The 15,644-nt window shown below is 60.5% G+C and carries 13 protein-coding genes and 2 pseudogenes; 7 read left to right on the top strand and 8 right to left on the bottom strand.

Annotation, left to right across the window (positions count from 1 at the left end):
* Positions 1 to 56 precede the first annotated feature (56 nt).
* Complete coding sequence (locus Q0C28_RS01350) at positions 57 to 1,424, top strand: calcium-binding protein (protein WP_293572850.1); 1,368 nt, start codon at positions 57 to 59, stop codon at positions 1,422 to 1,424.
* A 240-nt stretch (positions 1,425 to 1,664) separates the two neighbouring features.
* Here the strand turns inward: Q0C28_RS01350 and Q0C28_RS01355 are convergent, their stop codons facing one another.
* Entirely contained in the window at positions 1,665 to 2,213 is a 549-nt protein-coding gene (locus tag Q0C28_RS01355) for a peptidylprolyl isomerase (protein WP_293572851.1), read from the bottom strand.
* Positions 2,206 to 2,712 carry a peptidylprolyl isomerase gene (locus tag Q0C28_RS01360; protein WP_293572852.1) on the bottom strand — a complete coding sequence of 169 codons (507 nt, stop codon included), beginning with the start codon at positions 2,710 to 2,712 and terminating at the stop codon, positions 2,206 to 2,208. The genes Q0C28_RS01355 and Q0C28_RS01360 overlap by 8 nt, the downstream gene beginning before the upstream one ends.
* 178 nt (positions 2,713 to 2,890) lie before the next feature.
* On the opposite strand from Q0C28_RS01360, the gene Q0C28_RS01365 reads away from it, so the two are divergent.
* The 6 genes from Q0C28_RS01365 (at position 2,891) to Q0C28_RS01390 (ending at position 9,265) form a co-directional block, all read left to right on the top strand.
* Entirely contained in the window at positions 2,891 to 4,081 is a 1,191-nt protein-coding gene (locus Q0C28_RS01365; RefSeq protein ID WP_293572853.1) for a phosphoglycerate kinase, read from the top strand.
* A 397-nt stretch (positions 4,082 to 4,478) separates the two neighbouring features.
* Positions 4,479 to 4,778: a septum formation initiator family protein gene (locus tag Q0C28_RS01370; RefSeq protein ID WP_293572854.1), complete on the top strand. Its 300-nt coding sequence runs from the start codon at positions 4,479 to 4,481 to the stop codon at positions 4,776 to 4,778.
* A gap of 380 nt (positions 4,779 to 5,158) precedes the next feature.
* Positions 5,159 to 6,154 carry a pyruvate dehydrogenase (acetyl-transferring) E1 component subunit alpha gene (gene pdhA / locus Q0C28_RS01375; RefSeq protein WP_293572855.1) on the top strand — a complete coding sequence of 332 codons (996 nt, stop codon included), beginning with the start codon at positions 5,159 to 5,161 and terminating at the stop codon, positions 6,152 to 6,154.
* 3 nt (positions 6,155 to 6,157) lie between these two features.
* Positions 6,158 to 6,547, top strand: coding sequence for a VOC family protein (locus Q0C28_RS01380; protein ID WP_293572856.1), 390 nt, complete (start codon positions 6,158 to 6,160; stop codon positions 6,545 to 6,547).
* A 3-nt stretch (positions 6,548 to 6,550) separates the two neighbouring features.
* Positions 6,551 to 7,933, top strand: a complete 1,383-nt coding sequence (locus Q0C28_RS01385; protein ID WP_293572857.1) for a pyruvate dehydrogenase complex E1 component subunit beta — start codon at positions 6,551 to 6,553, stop codon at positions 7,931 to 7,933.
* 12 nt (positions 7,934 to 7,945) lie between these two features.
* The gene (locus tag Q0C28_RS01390) at positions 7,946 to 9,265 is read left to right on the top strand and encodes a pyruvate dehydrogenase complex dihydrolipoamide acetyltransferase (protein ID WP_293572858.1); all 1,320 of its coding nucleotides are present in this window, start codon (positions 7,946 to 7,948) and stop codon (positions 9,263 to 9,265) included.
* Positions 9,266 to 9,685: 420 nt separating this feature from the next.
* On the opposite strand, the gene Q0C28_RS01395 is transcribed toward Q0C28_RS01390, so the two are convergent.
* The 6 genes and pseudogenes from Q0C28_RS01395 to Q0C28_RS01420 form a co-directional block, all read right to left on the bottom strand.
* Entirely contained in the window at positions 9,686 to 10,702 is a 1,017-nt protein-coding gene (locus Q0C28_RS01395; RefSeq protein ID WP_293572859.1) for a hypothetical protein, read from the bottom strand.
* 456 nt (positions 10,703 to 11,158) lie between these two features.
* Positions 11,159 to 12,577, bottom strand: a complete 1,419-nt coding sequence (locus Q0C28_RS01400; protein ID WP_293572860.1) for a LicD family protein — start codon at positions 12,575 to 12,577, stop codon at positions 11,159 to 11,161.
* 158 nt (positions 12,578 to 12,735) lie between these two features.
* Positions 12,736 to 13,173 (bottom strand): annotated as a pseudogene (locus Q0C28_RS01405) (adenylyltransferase/cytidyltransferase family protein).
* Between the two features lie 476 nt (positions 13,174 to 13,649).
* A complete protein-coding gene (gene cysE, locus Q0C28_RS01410) occupies positions 13,650 to 14,525 on the bottom strand; it encodes a serine O-acetyltransferase (protein ID WP_293572861.1) in 876 nt (291 codons plus the stop codon).
* 307 nt (positions 14,526 to 14,832) lie between these two features.
* Positions 14,833 to 15,141: a hypothetical protein gene (locus Q0C28_RS01415; protein ID WP_293572862.1), complete on the bottom strand. Its 309-nt coding sequence runs from the start codon at positions 15,139 to 15,141 to the stop codon at positions 14,833 to 14,835.
* Between the two features lie 12 nt (positions 15,142 to 15,153).
* A pseudogene (locus Q0C28_RS01420) lies at positions 15,154 to 15,644 on the bottom strand (host specificity protein); the annotation flags it as partial.

The raw sequence follows: 15,644 nt of genomic DNA on the forward strand, positions 1-15,644 counted from the left end.
GGGTCTTGCCAAAGCACCTTAAGGTGCAACAGGCAAAGACCAGAGCAGACGAACCCATGACCGACGTCACCGTACCAGCGGCGGCCAATACCGCGCCGCCCCTTGATTTTTCGACCTTTGATTTCGCCCAGGCCAGCGTGTTGTTTGCCGACGGCACCACCGTGGTGCTGAGGCACAACGACCATGTGCTGCGCTTCACTGGCAGTTTTGCCTTTGACGATCAGGGCAATCTGACCGCAGACAGCATGTTGCAAGGGTTCGAACTGTTCTTCGGACAGACCCTGCTGATGGCAGCCAGCGGCTTTCAACTCACGACCGCGCAGATCCTCACCGACAGTTTTGCCGATCTGATGGCCGCCGCCCTTGCGGGCGATGATCGCTACACCTCTGCCTGGAGCAGCGGCGAGATCATCAACACCTTTGGCGGCAATGACACCATCAGCGCAGGCACCGGCAACGACACCATCGATGGCGGCAGCGGCTTTGATACGCTGCTGCTGAGCCCGGCCCAGCCCGGCTACAGCTTCACCTTCAACGACGTGCGCGGCGCAACATTGAACACAGCCGCTGGCAGCGATCAGCTGTTTGATATCGAGCGCGTCGAAATCGGCAGCCAGATCCTGGCCCTGGCAGAGGGTGGCGCGGGCAACGACAGTCTGATCAGCACCAACCTCAACACCCCGGCCACCCGCGACATGATCCATGGGCGCGGCGGCAATGACCAGATCATCGGTGGCGCAGGACAGGACCACCTCCTCGGTGGGGACGGCGCGGACAGCCTGAATGGCGGTGCCAACCATGACCTGTTGCTGGGCGGCTTTGGCGACGATCATCTGCGCGGCGGCGCCGGGCGTGACAACCTGCGCGGCGAAGCGGGCAACGATCAGCTCGACGGCGGCAAAGGCCACGACATGCTGGGCGGAGATCGCGGCCGCGACACGCTCGACGGTGGCAAGGGCAACGACCAGCTATCTGGCGGGCGCGGTTCAGATCAGATCAAAGGGGGCGCCGGGCGCGACACCCTGACTGGTGAGGGTGGCAACGACCGGCTGCAGGGACAAGGTGGGCGCGATCTGATGCGCGGTGATTCCGGGCGCGACACGCTGCAGGGCGGGCGCGGCGCAGATACGCTGTTTGGTGGCGACGGCACCGACCGGCTGGTTGGACAGGCAGGCAATGATCGTCTGACCGGTGGCAGCCAGGCCGATACCTTTGTGTTTGCACGCGGCCACGGCGCCGACACGATCACCGATTTCACCATCGGCACCGATCTGATCCAGATCCTGTCCGGCGCGGACAGCATCACCCAGCTGGGCTTTGCCACCCTTGGCGATGACGTGCGCATCAGCTTTGCCGATGTGACCGTGGTGGTGGAGAATGTCAGCCTCACCGCGCTGATGGAGGCCGAGAACTTCCAGTTCTGAAGACGCCTCACCATTCACAGCAACCGAGGACCGCACGCACGGAATGGCCTCAAACAGCTGGCCCAAACACCTGGCCCGAACACTTGGCCAGACCACCTTGCCATACCACCTTGCCCAGAAAACTGCCGCATAACAAAAACGGCCCGCTCCAATCCGGAGCAGGCCGCTTTTTTCAGTCTCGCAAAAGTGACCGCATGCGTTGGCCACTAAGCTGCCGTCAACAGATCAGCCGATAGCCGATCAATCGATAACAGTGACGCTTTTCATCAGGTCAGGCTGGCCCACGACCGCGCCATTGCCGCCGGTGCCGCGCTTGATCGCATCCACCACATCCATACCCTCAGTCACCTGACCGACAACGGTGTACTGACCGTTGAGGAAATGACCCGGCGCAAACATGATGAAGAACTGCGAATTGGCGCTGTTGGGGTTCTGCGACCGCGCCATGCCCACGACACCACGATCAAACGCGAGATCGGAAAACTCCGCAGGCAGATCCGCACGATCGGAACCACCGCGACCGGCATAGCTCAGGTTTTCGCCAATCTTGCCGTATTGCACATCACCGGTCTGCGCCATGAAGCCGTCGATCACGCGGTGGAACACCACGCCATCATACTGCCCCTCTGCCGCCAGCGCGGTGATCTGCTCCACGTGCTTTGGTGCCACATCTTCGAACAGGTCAACGGTGATTGTGCCGTTGGCTTCGCCCTCTACAGTGATCTGCAAACCAGAGGCAAAGCCCGGCCCTGCCGCCAGCAGGGCCAACAGGGACAGCGCCTTACGCATCTGCGGCCACCTTCACCGAGATCATGCGATCCGGGTTCGCAGGCGGCTCGCCGCGGGTGATGGCGTCGACATGTTCCATGCCTTCGATCACGCGGCCATAAACGGTGTACTGACCGTTCAGGAAGTGGTTGTCCTTGAAATTGATGAAGAACTGGGAGTTCGCCGAATCCGGTGCCGCAGAGCGTGCCGCACCCAGAGTGCCACGATCATGGGGCAGTTTGGAGAATTCAGCCGGAACATTCGGCAGCGACGATCCGCCAGTGCCCGCCATACGCAGGTTGAAGCCATCTTCCATGTCGCCATTGGCTACATCGCCGGTCTGCGCCATGAAACCGTCGATCACGCGGTGGAAACAGACGTTGTCATATTCGCCGCCCCGGGCCAGCTCTTTCATCCGCGCGCTGTGCTGCGGTGCCACGTCGGGCAGCAGCTCGATCACCACATTGCCGTCTTTGAGTTCAATGATGATGGTGTTTTCGGGATCTTTGATCTCGGCCATGAGGCCCTCCTATTCTTTACCGTTGCCCGATAGTTAAGCCCCAAGCCCCAGATTGCCAAGGGAGCATTGCACAGCCCCATTGACTGGACCGCAAAAAGCTCAGAAACATCGCGGCAAATTCGACCCGTCCGAGGACCGGTCGCCCGACATGGAACTGACGGCCCAAAAGGAGTGGACGATGAGCTGGAAAACACTGGATGATATGGATCTCACAGGCAAAACCGTCCTGACACGGGTCGACATCAACGTGCCCATGGACGCCGGGCGCGTCACCGATGGCACCCGCATCCAACGCATCGTGCCCACCATCGCCGATATTCTCGCCAAAGGCGGCAAGCCTGTGCTGCTGGCGCACTTCGGCCGCCCCAAAGGCGCGGTGGTGCCTGAAATGTCGCTGCAGCCGCTGGTGCCTGCGCTGTCGGCCGCGTTTGGAACCGATGTGGTGTTTGCCGCCGATTGCCGTGGCGGTGCCGCAGAGGCCGCGATCCGCGCGCAGGCCGAAGGCAGCGTTGTGCTGCTGGAAAACACCCGCTTCCATCCCGGCGAAGAGAAGAACGACAGCGCATTGGCCGCGGAGATGGCCGCCCTTGGCGACATCTATTGCAACGATGCCTTTTCCGCCGCTCACCGCGCCCATGCCTCGACCGAGGCGCTGGCCCGTCTGCTGCCCGCCTGTGCCGGCCGTCTGATGCAGGCCGAGCTGACCGCGCTGGAGGCCGCACTGGGCCAGCCGCAGCGCCCGGTGACTGCTGTTGTTGGGGGCGCGAAAGTCTCCACCAAGCTGGATCTGCTGGGAAATTTGGTCGGCAAGGTTGACACATTGATGATCGGCGGCGGTATGGCCAACACCTTCCTCGCTGCGCAGGGCAAAGATGTGGGCGCATCGCTGTGCGAACATGACATGGCCGACACCGCCCGCGCCATCCTGGCTAAGGCCGAAAGCACCGGCTGCACCATCCAATTGCCCGTCGATGTGGTCGTCGCGCGCGAGTTCAAGGCGGGTGCCGCACATGACACCGTTGCCGCCGACGCCTGCCCCGCCGATGCGATGATCCTGGACGCTGGCCCCGCCACGGTCGCCGCCGTGGCCACCACATTGGCCGCCTCCAAGACCCTGATCTGGAATGGCCCGATGGGCGCTTTTGAAATCCCCCCCTTTGATGCGGCCACCACCGCCGCAGCGCGCCAGGCCGCGGATCTCACCACATCGGGTGGGCTGATCAGCGTTGCAGGCGGCGGAGACACAGTTGCCGCGCTCAATCAGGCTGGGGTGGCCGAGAAGTTCACCTATATCTCCACCGCGGGCGGTGCGTTTCTGGAGTGGATGGAGGGCAAAGCCCTGCCCGGCGTCGCCGCCCTCGCAGGCTGATCCAACACAGGCAGCGGGATTACAGGCTACCTGATTACTGGCAACAGCATCACCGGCAAAAGCATAACTGGGCGGGTCGGTAGCCTCGCTCGGGGATGCTCAGCAATGGGTGATCCGTCCGGATCGGTGAACTCTGCCTGCCGAATAGAGGGGCCCGGACACAAAACCGCTCTGGGCCCACCGCAACCGCGCTGCAGGATCCGCCGTTCGCGTAAGCCCTTGTTAACCCTTCGTTAACAATTGGCACCTTCAAACCGCAAAAGCGGCGCAATAATTTGTAAAAATGTGCGAAAACGGTAAATTTAACCTTTCGCCGCCCGGCAAACATGTGTCATGGTTGTCTCATAAGCCGGAAAACGGCACTTGAGTTGAGCAGAAGAACATACAGGCTACCCACGTGACCCGAACCACACGTCCCTCTTTGGGCGCATTCGTCTTTTCGACGATTGCTTTCGCGCTCAGTGCGTATTTTACCTTTGCGGCTGTGCAGGGGGACTTCGGGTTGTTCAGACGTGTTGAGATCCAGGCCGAGGCGGAAGCCCTGCGCCAGGATCTCGACGCTCTGAAACGCGAAACCGCGCGGATGGAAAATCTCACTCATCGGCTGTCAGACGATTATCTCGATCTCGACCTGTTGGACGAACAGGCCCGCACCGTGCTGGGGCTGATCCGCTCCGACGAGATCGTCATCCGCTGATATCTGGCACCCCGGACCCCGGAACCGCCCCCTGCCCGCGCGCAGCTACACCCCTCACATCGCCGACCGCACAGCGCTGCGCCACCCGTGGCGTTGTCCGCATCCCGTCGCGCTGCAATCCCGATTGGCCCCTACGGCGACCCACCTCTTGTTCGCGGGTCGCGCCCTTGCGATCGCGCGCCGAACAGTCATCCCCCGAAAGCCCCACGACACAAATAGCACGCCGACCTGCAGAGGATCGCTCAAAATCTAAACGAAAAAACCACAGGGATTTACCCCTTGGTCAGGGCGCGGCATATTAACTCTCGCATGATCACGCAAAATGAATTATGAACTAGTTTAGCATTAAACTATCTAGCCTTAAGGGGGAGCCCGCCACCATGGCTGCGAGAAAAAGTGTCAAGAAACCAAATGTTTCTGCTGACGAGCTGAAGGAATACTACCGTGAAATGCTGCTCATCCGCCGATTCGAAGAAAAGGCTGGCCAGCTCTACGGTATGGGTCTGATCGGCGGCTTCTGCCACCTCTACATCGGTCAGGAAGCCGTGGTTGTCGGGCTCGAAGCAGCCGCTGAAGAAGGCGACAAGCGCATCACCTCCTACCGCGACCATGGCCATATGCTGGCCTGCGGCATGGATCCCGACGGCGTCATGGCCGAGCTGACCGGCCGCGAAGGCGGCTATTCCAAAGGCAAAGGCGGCTCGATGCACATGTTCTCCAAGGAGAAGCATTTCTACGGCGGTCACGGTATCGTTGGCGCGCAGGTTCCTCTGGGCGCTGGTCTGGCCTTCTCCGACAAATACAAAGGCAACGACCGAGTTACCTTCGCCTACTTTGGCGATGGCGCGGCCAACCAAGGCCAGGTCTATGAAACCTATAACATGGCGCAGCTCTGGGATCTGCCGGTCATCTTTGTGATCGAAAACAACCAATACGCCATGGGCACCTCGGTGCAGCGCTCCACCAAATCCCCAGCTCTTTGGAAACGCGGCGAAGCCTATGGCATCACCGGCGAGGAAGTCGACGGCATGAATGTGCTGGCGGTGAAAGAGGCAGGCGAACGCGCCGTCGCCCACTGCCGCGCAGGCAAAGGCCCCTATATCCTCGAGGTCAAAACCTACCGCTACCGCGGCCACTCCATGTCCGATCCGGCCAAATACCGCACCCGCGAAGAAGTGCAGAAAATGCGCGAAGAGCGGGACCCGATCGAACAGGTTCGCGACATGTTGCTGACCGGCAAACACGCGAGCGAAGACGATCTCAAGGCGATCGACAAGGAGATCAAAGACATCGTCTCCAAATCCGCCGATTTCGCCCGCACATCGCCGGAACCGGCTCTCGAAGAGCTGTGGACCGATATCTACGACGAGGCGTGATCGATGCCTCACTTTGAAATCTACGTCAGCGACGTCACCGAGGCCAAAGCGTTCTACAGCGGCCTGTTCGGCTGGCGCTTTGACCCAATGCCCGGCGGCGAGGACATCGACTACCACCTGATCGAGGGCGACCAGATCGGCGGCAGCCATACCCTCACGGCGGCTCTGATGCGCCGCACCGAACCGGCCCCCGCCTCTGGCGGCCCGGTGCGCGGCGGCACCATGACATTCGAAGTCACCGACTGCGACGCCAGCTATGCCTGGGCGCTCGCCCACGGTGGCGCAGAGGCGCTGCCGCCCACTGATTACCCGGGCATTGGCCGCTGCGCCTATGTGGAAGACGGACACGGAAACATCGTCGGGATGATCTCCCCGGCCCTGGAAGGAAATTGAGACATGGCAACTGAAATCCTGATGCCGGCCCTGTCGCCGACCATGGAAGAAGGCACCCTGGCCAAATGGCTGGTCAAAGAGGGCGACACAGTAAACTCCGGCGACATTCTGGCCGAAATCGAAACCGACAAGGCGACCATGGAATTCGAAGCGGTCGACGAAGGTGTGGTTGGCAAGATCCTGATCGCCGAGGGCACCGAAGCGGTCAAAGTCAACACCGCCATCGCGGTCCTGCTGGAAGATGGCGAAAGCTATGACGCCGCCGCGCCTGCAGCCGCAGCTGCAGACGCCCCCGTATCGGCGCCAGAAACACCTGCTGCACAAGACGCCGCAGCACCTGCAACCGCCGCAGCCGTCGCCGCCCCCGAGGTCGACCAGAGCCCGGATTGGCCCGAAGGCACCGAATTGGTGCAACAAACCGTCCGCGAAGCACTGCGTGACGCCATGGCAGAGGAAATGCGCGGCGACGAAGACGTGTTCCTGATGGGCGAAGAAGTCGCCGAATATCAGGGCGCCTACAAGATCTCGCAGGGGCTGCTGGATGAATTCGGCGCCAAACGCGTGATCGACACCCCGATCACCGAACATGGGTTTGCGGGCATCGCCTCCGGCGCCGCTTTTGGTGGTCTGCGACCCATTGTGGAGTTCATGACCTTCAACTTCGCCATGCAGGGCATCGACCACATCATCAACTCGGCCGCCAAGACGCTTTATATGTCCGGCGGTCAGATGGGCTGCCCCATCGTGTTCCGTGGCCCCAACGGTGCGGCTGCGCGCGTTGCCGCCCAGCACAGCCAGGACTACGCCGCCTGGTACATGCAGATCCCCGGCCTGAAGGTGGCAATGCCCTACTCCGCCTCCGACGCCAAAGGCCTGCTGAAGTCCGCAATCCGCGACAACAACCCAGTGGTGTTCCTGGAGAACGAAATCCTCTACGGGCGCTCCTTTGATGTGCCCAAGCTGGATGACTTCACCGTGCCCTTCGGCAAGGCACGCATCTGGCGCGAAGGCAGCGATGTCACCATCGTCTCCTTCGGCATCGGCATGCAATACGCGCTGGAAGCCGCGGACAAACTGGCCGAGGAAGGGATCAACGCCGAGGTCATCGACCTGCGCACCATCCGCCCGATGGACACCGCGTCGATCATCAAATCGGTGATGAAAACCAACCGTCTGGTCACCGTCGAAGAAGGCTGGCCGCAGGGATCGGTTGGCTCCTACATCTCCTCTGTGGTGATGCAGGAGGCGTTCGACTACCTCGATGCGCCCGTCATCAACTGCACCGGCAAGGATGTGCCCATGCCCTACGCCGCCAACCTCGAACGCCACGCGCTGATCACCACCGACGAGGTGATCGCCGCAGTGAAACAAGTGACCTACCGGTAAGGAGAGCCAGCGATGCCCACAGAAATCCTGATGCCCGCCCTCTCCCCAACCATGGAAGAAGGCACCCTTGCCAAATGGCTCGTGAAGGAAGGCGACACTGTCGCCTCCGGCGACCTGCTGGCGGAAATCGAAACCGACAAGGCCACGATGGAGTTCGAAGCCGTCGACGAAGGGATCGTTGGCAAGATCCTGGTGCCTGAAGGCAGCGAAGGCGTGAAGGTGAACACCGCCATCGCCGTGCTGCTGGAGGATGGCGAAAGCGCTGATGACATCGGTGCCGCCCCGGCAGCAGCAGCGCCAGCAGCCGCTGCACCAGAGGCTGCCCAGAGCACTGAACAGGCACCCAGCCAGGCGGCTGCCCCCGCACCGGCCGCACCAACCGCAGCCGATGGCGCACGTGTCTTTGCCTCGCCCCTGGCCCGCCGCATCGCTGCGGACAAAGGTCTGGACCTGGCCGCCATCACCGGCTCCGGCCCCCGCGGCCGCATCGTGAAGGCGGATGTGGAAAACGCCGCTGCAGCACCGGCAACAGCCGCCGCCGCGGCCCCCGCAGCAGCCGCCCCAACCGCCGCTGCCGCACCTGCGGCCCAGGCTCCATCCGGCCTCACCGCCGATCAGGTGGCGCGCATGTACGAAGGTCGCGACTACGAAGAAGTCTCGCTCGACGGTATGCGCAAAACTATCGCCGCGCGCCTGTCGGAAGCCAAACAGACCATCCCGCACTTCTACCTGCGCCGCGACATCCAGCTCGACGCGCTGCTGAAGTTCCGCGCTCAGCTGAACAAACAGCTCGAAGGCCGTGGCGTGAAACTCTCGGTCAATGACTTCATCATCAAAGCGGTGGCGCTCGCGCTGCAGGCCGTGCCCGATGCCAATGCCGTCTGGGCAGGCGACCGGGTGCTGAAGATGAAAGCGTCTGATGTGGCCGTTGCCGTCGCCATCGAAGGCGGGCTGTTCACCCCGGTGCTACAGGACAGCGACACGAAATCACTCTCTGCCCTGTCCGCCGAGATGAAGGATCTGGCCAGCCGTGCCCGTGACCGCAAACTGGCGCCCCATGAATATCAGGGCGGATCCTTTGCGATCTCCAACCTCGGCATGTTCGGCATCGACAACTTTGACGCCATCGTGAACCCGCCACATGCGGGCATTCTGGCGGTCGGCTCCGGTGTGAAAAAACCGGTGGTTGGCGCTGACGGCGAACTGACCGTTGCCACAGTGATGAGCGTCACAATGTCGGTCGACCACCGTGTCATCGACGGCGCATTGGGCGCCGACCTCTTGAAGGCCATCGTCGAGAACCTCGAAAACCCGATGGTCATGCTCGCCTAAACCACCGCACCTCAGCGGACTGAAACAAGGAAAGGATCGGGGCAACGCTCCGGTCCTTTTTTATGTGCCCAATGTGCCTTGTTCCAAACGCCCCCCCAAACCGGCCGCATATGGGCAAGCTGCACAGCAGCCAGCATCAGCGAGGCATGGGGGTGGGGATGGACTTTGCTAAGGTTAGCGCTGGCTCAGAGGCGGGAATTTAGATGAACATTGGATCGCAGTTTGGAGCCCAAACGCTGGTGCGGCAGTGAGCACGAATGTCGGGCTTTTGCCCTAGTCCAAAAGTGTGCCGTTCTCCAAAGGAGCTATGCGACCAATACCATTCCAGCATTATGGATTGCCACACATTTAGGAAGCACCGTCAGACTTGGGCGTAGCAAATGATGAATACTGCATGTGTCGGGTAGGCGTTTCTTCAATCTATGAACGGCCGAACATGCAGCCGCTATGAATGCCAATCTGAATGCCCCAAAAGTTCCTACCGTCGACGCGGCGCAGTGCTTTTTCTAGTTCACGGGTCTTCACACCGCCCGGAGTAGATTTTGCGACAGCTTTGTAAATTGGTATCCAGGCAAGATGGGTGCCCCAACCTTCAGCCCGAAAAATGCTCCGGGCGTCATCTTTCGGGTCACCAGACGTCTTAACCTTGGTTGTACCGTTCTCGATTACCTTTTGCGCGTGGTAGGCAACCGCGTCGTCAAGACTGTGCTTCCCTATTCTCTGCTGCGTAAGGTCGATGCCGTTCATACGCAAAACAGCCGCGCCCAAGACCAGATGATGCATCACTTCGTTGTTGTTGCGCACGTCATCAGAAAAGAAGGGTTTGGAGCGCAATGCTCTAAGGAAACTTGAATAGTTCTTGTAGGCCTTGGAAAACCCGGACTTGTCGTCAATCGCTGCCGTCCAAAGCAACTGAGCCACAATGTTGGCTGCCTTATGATCCTTGGAGTTCGCCCTTTTCTTCATGTTTGTTGAGAGCTTCTTGACCCAAGCCTGAACTTCCATTGTTTCTTCTGCAGTTAGCGCACCTTTCAAGCGCAAGTGAGCAACCGAAAAAGAAACCGTCTTCACAATCACAGCAGACACAAAAGTTGGGCTACTACCGCCCGCATCTTCCCAATCGGGCTTGGTGAATGCCCCTCCTCTCGCCGCTGCAAGTAGTCTGGCCTTCATATTTGGTGAGACATTTCTCCCTCGCGCAGCCGCGTTTAACAAAGCAACACTGTGATCGATAAACTCAATCCCACCGCCTTTCACATGGGGCCACTTATGACCAAACACGACCTGGTTCATTGGCTCGGCCCCGTACTCACGGGAGTGATTGGCACATTGAGCACTAATTGTACCTCTCGGCCACAACTTTATCGCTGGTTCTGCGGCTGATGACAAAGGCATGGTAAACATGAGGGCAATTGAAAGTGCCAAAGTACGAAGCATGGGCGATCCTCACACGAATAGTCATGTCAACGATAACCACCGCATCACTTGGGTCAACGCTCTTGCGTGGTCTCTTGTCAGTGTTGCTCCCAGCTTCCATCATAGGCCAAAGGGAACGTTCAGGGTTGCACAACTTCAGGACTGACCTTGGTTCATCCGCAGCGAACGGCAGCTTTGCCCGCTCCCTCCCCTTCGCAACCCCCGCAGCGAAGGTCTGCTATCGTACACTCGGGACAAGGGCCATTGACCCCCTCCAGGCGGAAAGCGGCTTTCCCAACGGGCAACACCCGCACCCATCCCGACCCCAACGAAAGAGGGGGCCGGTCACCGCCGCCCCCTCTTCATCCTCACCTTTCCAAAAATACTCAAATCCCACCAGCTCAGCAGGCGCCGCGGTCAACGGATCACACAGCAGGCAGCGCCATAGATCTGTCGCAACCGCCCAGCCGATGGGCATCAGTCCGCGGCCTCAATCGGCCAGGACCACTCATAATATGGGTCAGATTTCGTCCACCCCGGTCCGTAACGCCAGGCCAGAAACGCGTCCGGATTTGCAGGCGCCGGGTAGCGGCGGTCATAAAACGCCACCTCTCCACCGGGCAGCAGCACCTCGCGCGGGATCGGCTCATAGGTGGGATAGCGGCGCATGATATGGATCTGGTCACCGTCCTGCCAACTGGGGAAGATATCCAGCCCGATGCCATTCTTGCGCAGGGTGAAATTGTCCTGCTTCCACTGCCCCATCTCAAAGCCAAGCGGCGCCAACCGATCGACCAGCGCCTGCCGCCGGGCCAGCATCTCGTCATAGCTGCTTGACCCGTCAAAATAGAGCACATCCACATCGTCATCATGGGGCAGAAACCCTTTGTCGCGCACCGCACCCAACAAGCTGCCATAGGCCAGCATCGGGGTCACGCCCGCGGCCTGCATGGCCGGAAACAGCGCGTCCAGACCGGCCAGATATGCGTCCTTGCGGCGCAACAACGCCTGTTCCTGAATAATGTGACGCCCAGCCGAAAACGACGTCTGCCGCCCCAAACGGGCAGACAACACCTCATTGACCCCCGCCATCAGCTCTTCGAACACCGCCGTAGTGTTCAAGAACCGCTGCAACGGGGCAAAGGTCGCTGTGGGCAACGCCGCCTTGCGCACCGCAATGCAGCCCGCCATGGCGTGGATCATCAGCGTCATCTCATCGTCATCTGGCGTGCGGCTTTCCTCAAACAGCGGCAGCAGCCAGCACAACAGCCGCGGCTCAAAACCGCTGTCACCCGCCCGCAGACGCGCCACCACAGCGCGCCGCACCTCGGCAACGAACCGCTCGCGCGCGTCCGCCCCTTTCAGGGCTGGGGTGTCGATGTCCAGACTGCGAAACAGCTGATGCATCTGCTGCACCATTTCCGCGAGGTCGAAACCACGAAACTGGCTGACCACCCGGCCCGCGCAATAGCCCGTGACCGCAATATTGCGCATCCGCAGGGCCGCCGCATTGCCGCGATTGGCCAGGCTGATTTCAGAGACCGGCACCGCGCGGTCGAACTGGATTGTCAGACAGGGGCGCATCTCCGGCCCGCTGCGGATGTTTTTATCATTGAGCAACCGCTGCAGCACATCGACATCGCGCCCACCATGCTGGTTCGAGCTGACCACCGCAGAACGCGCAACCGAAGAGACCGGGACCCGGCGGCCAGGGCCCTGCAACAGATGCACTGTCGGGAACACATAGGACTGCGGCACACCGCCTTCGAAGTGGATCTGGATCTTGCGCAGCGGCTGATGCACCGGCGCACGCAGCCGAAACGGACCTTTGCGCGAAAAAAAGCCATAGCCCGGAAAAAGGGCGTTGGCCAAATCAAGATCGCTGAGAACACGCATGCTTGAAATCACTCCATGAAAACAGGGCTGCAGAGGTATGATTGCAGAAACAGGGACTTGCTGAAACAAGTTGGCTGAAACGGGTTGGCAGCAACAGGCTGGTGGAAACAGGTCGATGCGCCACCCAGGCCAGCTGCGCCACGTGGCGCAACATAACCTCAGGCTTTGGCTTGGCTGGACGGATGGGCCAAACGCCCCTTCAGAGAGGTCGTAGAAATCCCTTCTGTGCGGGGCAGATAGACCACTTCGCAATAGTCCTTGAGATGGTCAAACTTACCCTCCCAATCACTGCCCATCACGAAGATATCGATCTCAAAGCGCCGGATATCAGCCACTTTCTGATCCCAGTTGTCCTCCGGGAAGACCCCATGCACATGCCGCAACGCTTACACGATTTCAGCGCGATCGCTGTAGGGGATCACGCAGTGTTTGCCCTTGACGGCATTGAACTGGTCGCTCGACACACCAACAAACAGCTGATCCCCAAGGGCGGCGGCGCGTTCCAGAATGCGGGCATGACCGACATGGAACAGATCAAAGGTTCCATAGGTCAAAACCCGCTTGGTAGAAGTCAAATCCGTCAAAACAATGGCCACTCGTTGGGGTAGTCTGCTACTGCGTTACAGTCCTGTTACAAAGCTGTCAACATTGCGGCAACCATAACCACAGGTTGAAGCGGAGTTGCGCAATAATTGTGAACACCTGCGGCAGGACCCACCCCTGCAGGGCCCGCAGCCGATGCCGTTCACCGCGGCCTCCGATGCGACTTAGCCAGCCCGGCAGCACCCGCTGCCCGTACTGCCACCAACCCTTGCGGCTTCACCTTTCCAAAAATACTCAAATCCCACGGCCTCAGCAGGCGCTGTGATCAGCGGATCAGCCACCCACCGGCGCTGTCCCCGTTCAGCGCGCCGACGTAGCCCCATGACTGACCCAAAATAAACCCGGCTGATCCGGGTTGGGTCAGACTGCAAGAAACACCTCTGCGGCTGTGTGGCAGCACGGAAGTGAACGGGAACACATTCATCTAGCCCAGGTCGATCAGGGCCAGATCAATAATTGGCTGGATAGATCAGGTGCCGGATTGGCCGCGTCCCGATTGATCTGGGCTGATTTGATCTGGGCTGGCATCACTGTCCTTGCTGCCGCCAGGCACCACCTGGTTCATGCTGACAGACGGTTGATCGCAGCCTGCTTCGCCGACGATCTTGGCGGGCACACCCGCCACCGTCTTGCAGGGTGGAACCTCCTGCAGCACCACGGATCCCGCAGCGATGCGCGAGCAATGGCCCACGGTGATGTTGCCCAGAACCTTGGCGCCCGCGCCGATCAGGACCCCATTGCCGATCTTTGGATGGCGGTCTTCTTCTTCCTTGCCGGTCCCGCCGAGGGTCACCGAATGCAACATCGACACATTGTCGCCCACCACAGCCGTTTCGCCAATCACGATGGAATGCGCGTGATCGATCATGATGCCACGGCCAATCTTGGCCGCCGGGTGAATGTCGACGCCAAAGATTTCCGAGATCCGCATCTGGAAGAAATACGACAGATCATGATCGCCCTGGCTCCACAGCCAATGGGCCACGCGGTAGCATTGCACCGCCTGATAGCCCTTGAAGTACAAGATCGGCTGCAGCAACCGGTGGCAGGCGGGGTCACGGTCATAGACCGCCATCAGATCGGCCCGGCCCGCAGCCACGAGGTCGGGGTTCTCGCTATAGGCGCGATCGACAATCTCCCGCAGGATCACCATCGACATCTCGTTGGAGCACAATTTCGCGGCGATGCGATAAGACAGCGCTTTCTCCAGCGAGCGGTGGTGCAGAATACAGGCGTGGATCAACCCACCGAGCAGCGGCTGTCGCTGCACCGCCTCCTGGGCTTCGCTGGTGATCTTGTCCCAGACGGGATCCACTGAACTGACGGCGTGGCGCGTCTCAAGCATGGCTTGGCCTCCTGTATTGCTGGCAGGATAGCTATCTAAGCGGAAAAACACCAACCGCAATATTGTGATCAATGTGATCTGAATTGCTTATGGCGGCCGACACGGCCATCGCGGGGGCCACAACGGCTGCGGCCATATGGTGAAACCTGCTGCAAGCTCCTCATTTTATTTGCTTATTTCGCATTGTCCCACCATGAGCCCCAGCATCAACCCCAGTGCTCGACGGCAACGGCGGATTTTTTTGAGTATTTGAAGAAAGGTGAAAAGAGGGAAAGTGACAATAAGAAAAGTCACAATGAGAAAGGTATCAATGCGCCGGCTCGCGCGCCGCAGGACTGTGATGCGCCTGGATCATAGCGAGCACCATCAATGTGCATTGCAGATAAGCCGGATCATCGCAAAAGGGCTCTGGCGCCAGCGCAAAACGCCGCGCCGCTGCCGACAAAGACCCATCCCCCCAAAGGCGGCAGCAGCGCCCGCTGCGGTCGTGATGGCGCAACGCCTGCGCGGCCCCGGCAAAAATCCGGTCACACAGGGCAGCCCGCTCGGCCGGGGCCACCGCCAGCAGTGCCCGCGCCGCTGAGCTGACATCAATGGGCAACACCGGGCGGCGCATCGCAGGACCCGCTCAGACCAGGCGCAGCTGGGCCGTAGCGCCCGCGCCATAGCGTGCCGAGATCTGCGCCACCTCCAGCCTGTCGCCCGGCTGCACTCCATCCGCGATCTGATCCGCAGCGGGATAGAGCCACTGCGGCTGCTCCTGCGTGGTTTCGCGCAACAGGTCCGACCCACGCAACAGACGCAGCTGATAGCTTTCGCGATCTTCCCCCAGCGGGATCTCGGCCCCCTCCCAACGGTCGGCGTCAATGCGGCCCCGGCGGATCCAGCGCAGCGTCACATCGCCCGCGCCCAGCGCGCCGCTTTGGCGCAGATGCACTGGGGCGTAGGGGCGCAGACCTTCGCCCGCAAAGGCGGCCTCCTGTAAATGCCGTTTCAAAAATCCCCAAAAGTGGCGAAGTAAAATTCCCCACTTTCTGGTCTCGGTGATCAGCCGGTTGTTGCGATCAGTTTCTCCTTTTTTGGTGGTCGGCCGCGTCGCTTTGGTGCGGGCGGTGGTGT

Source organism: Phaeobacter sp., assembly GCF_022825805.1.
Lineage (GTDB): Bacteria > Pseudomonadota > Alphaproteobacteria > Rhodobacterales > Rhodobacteraceae > Phaeobacter.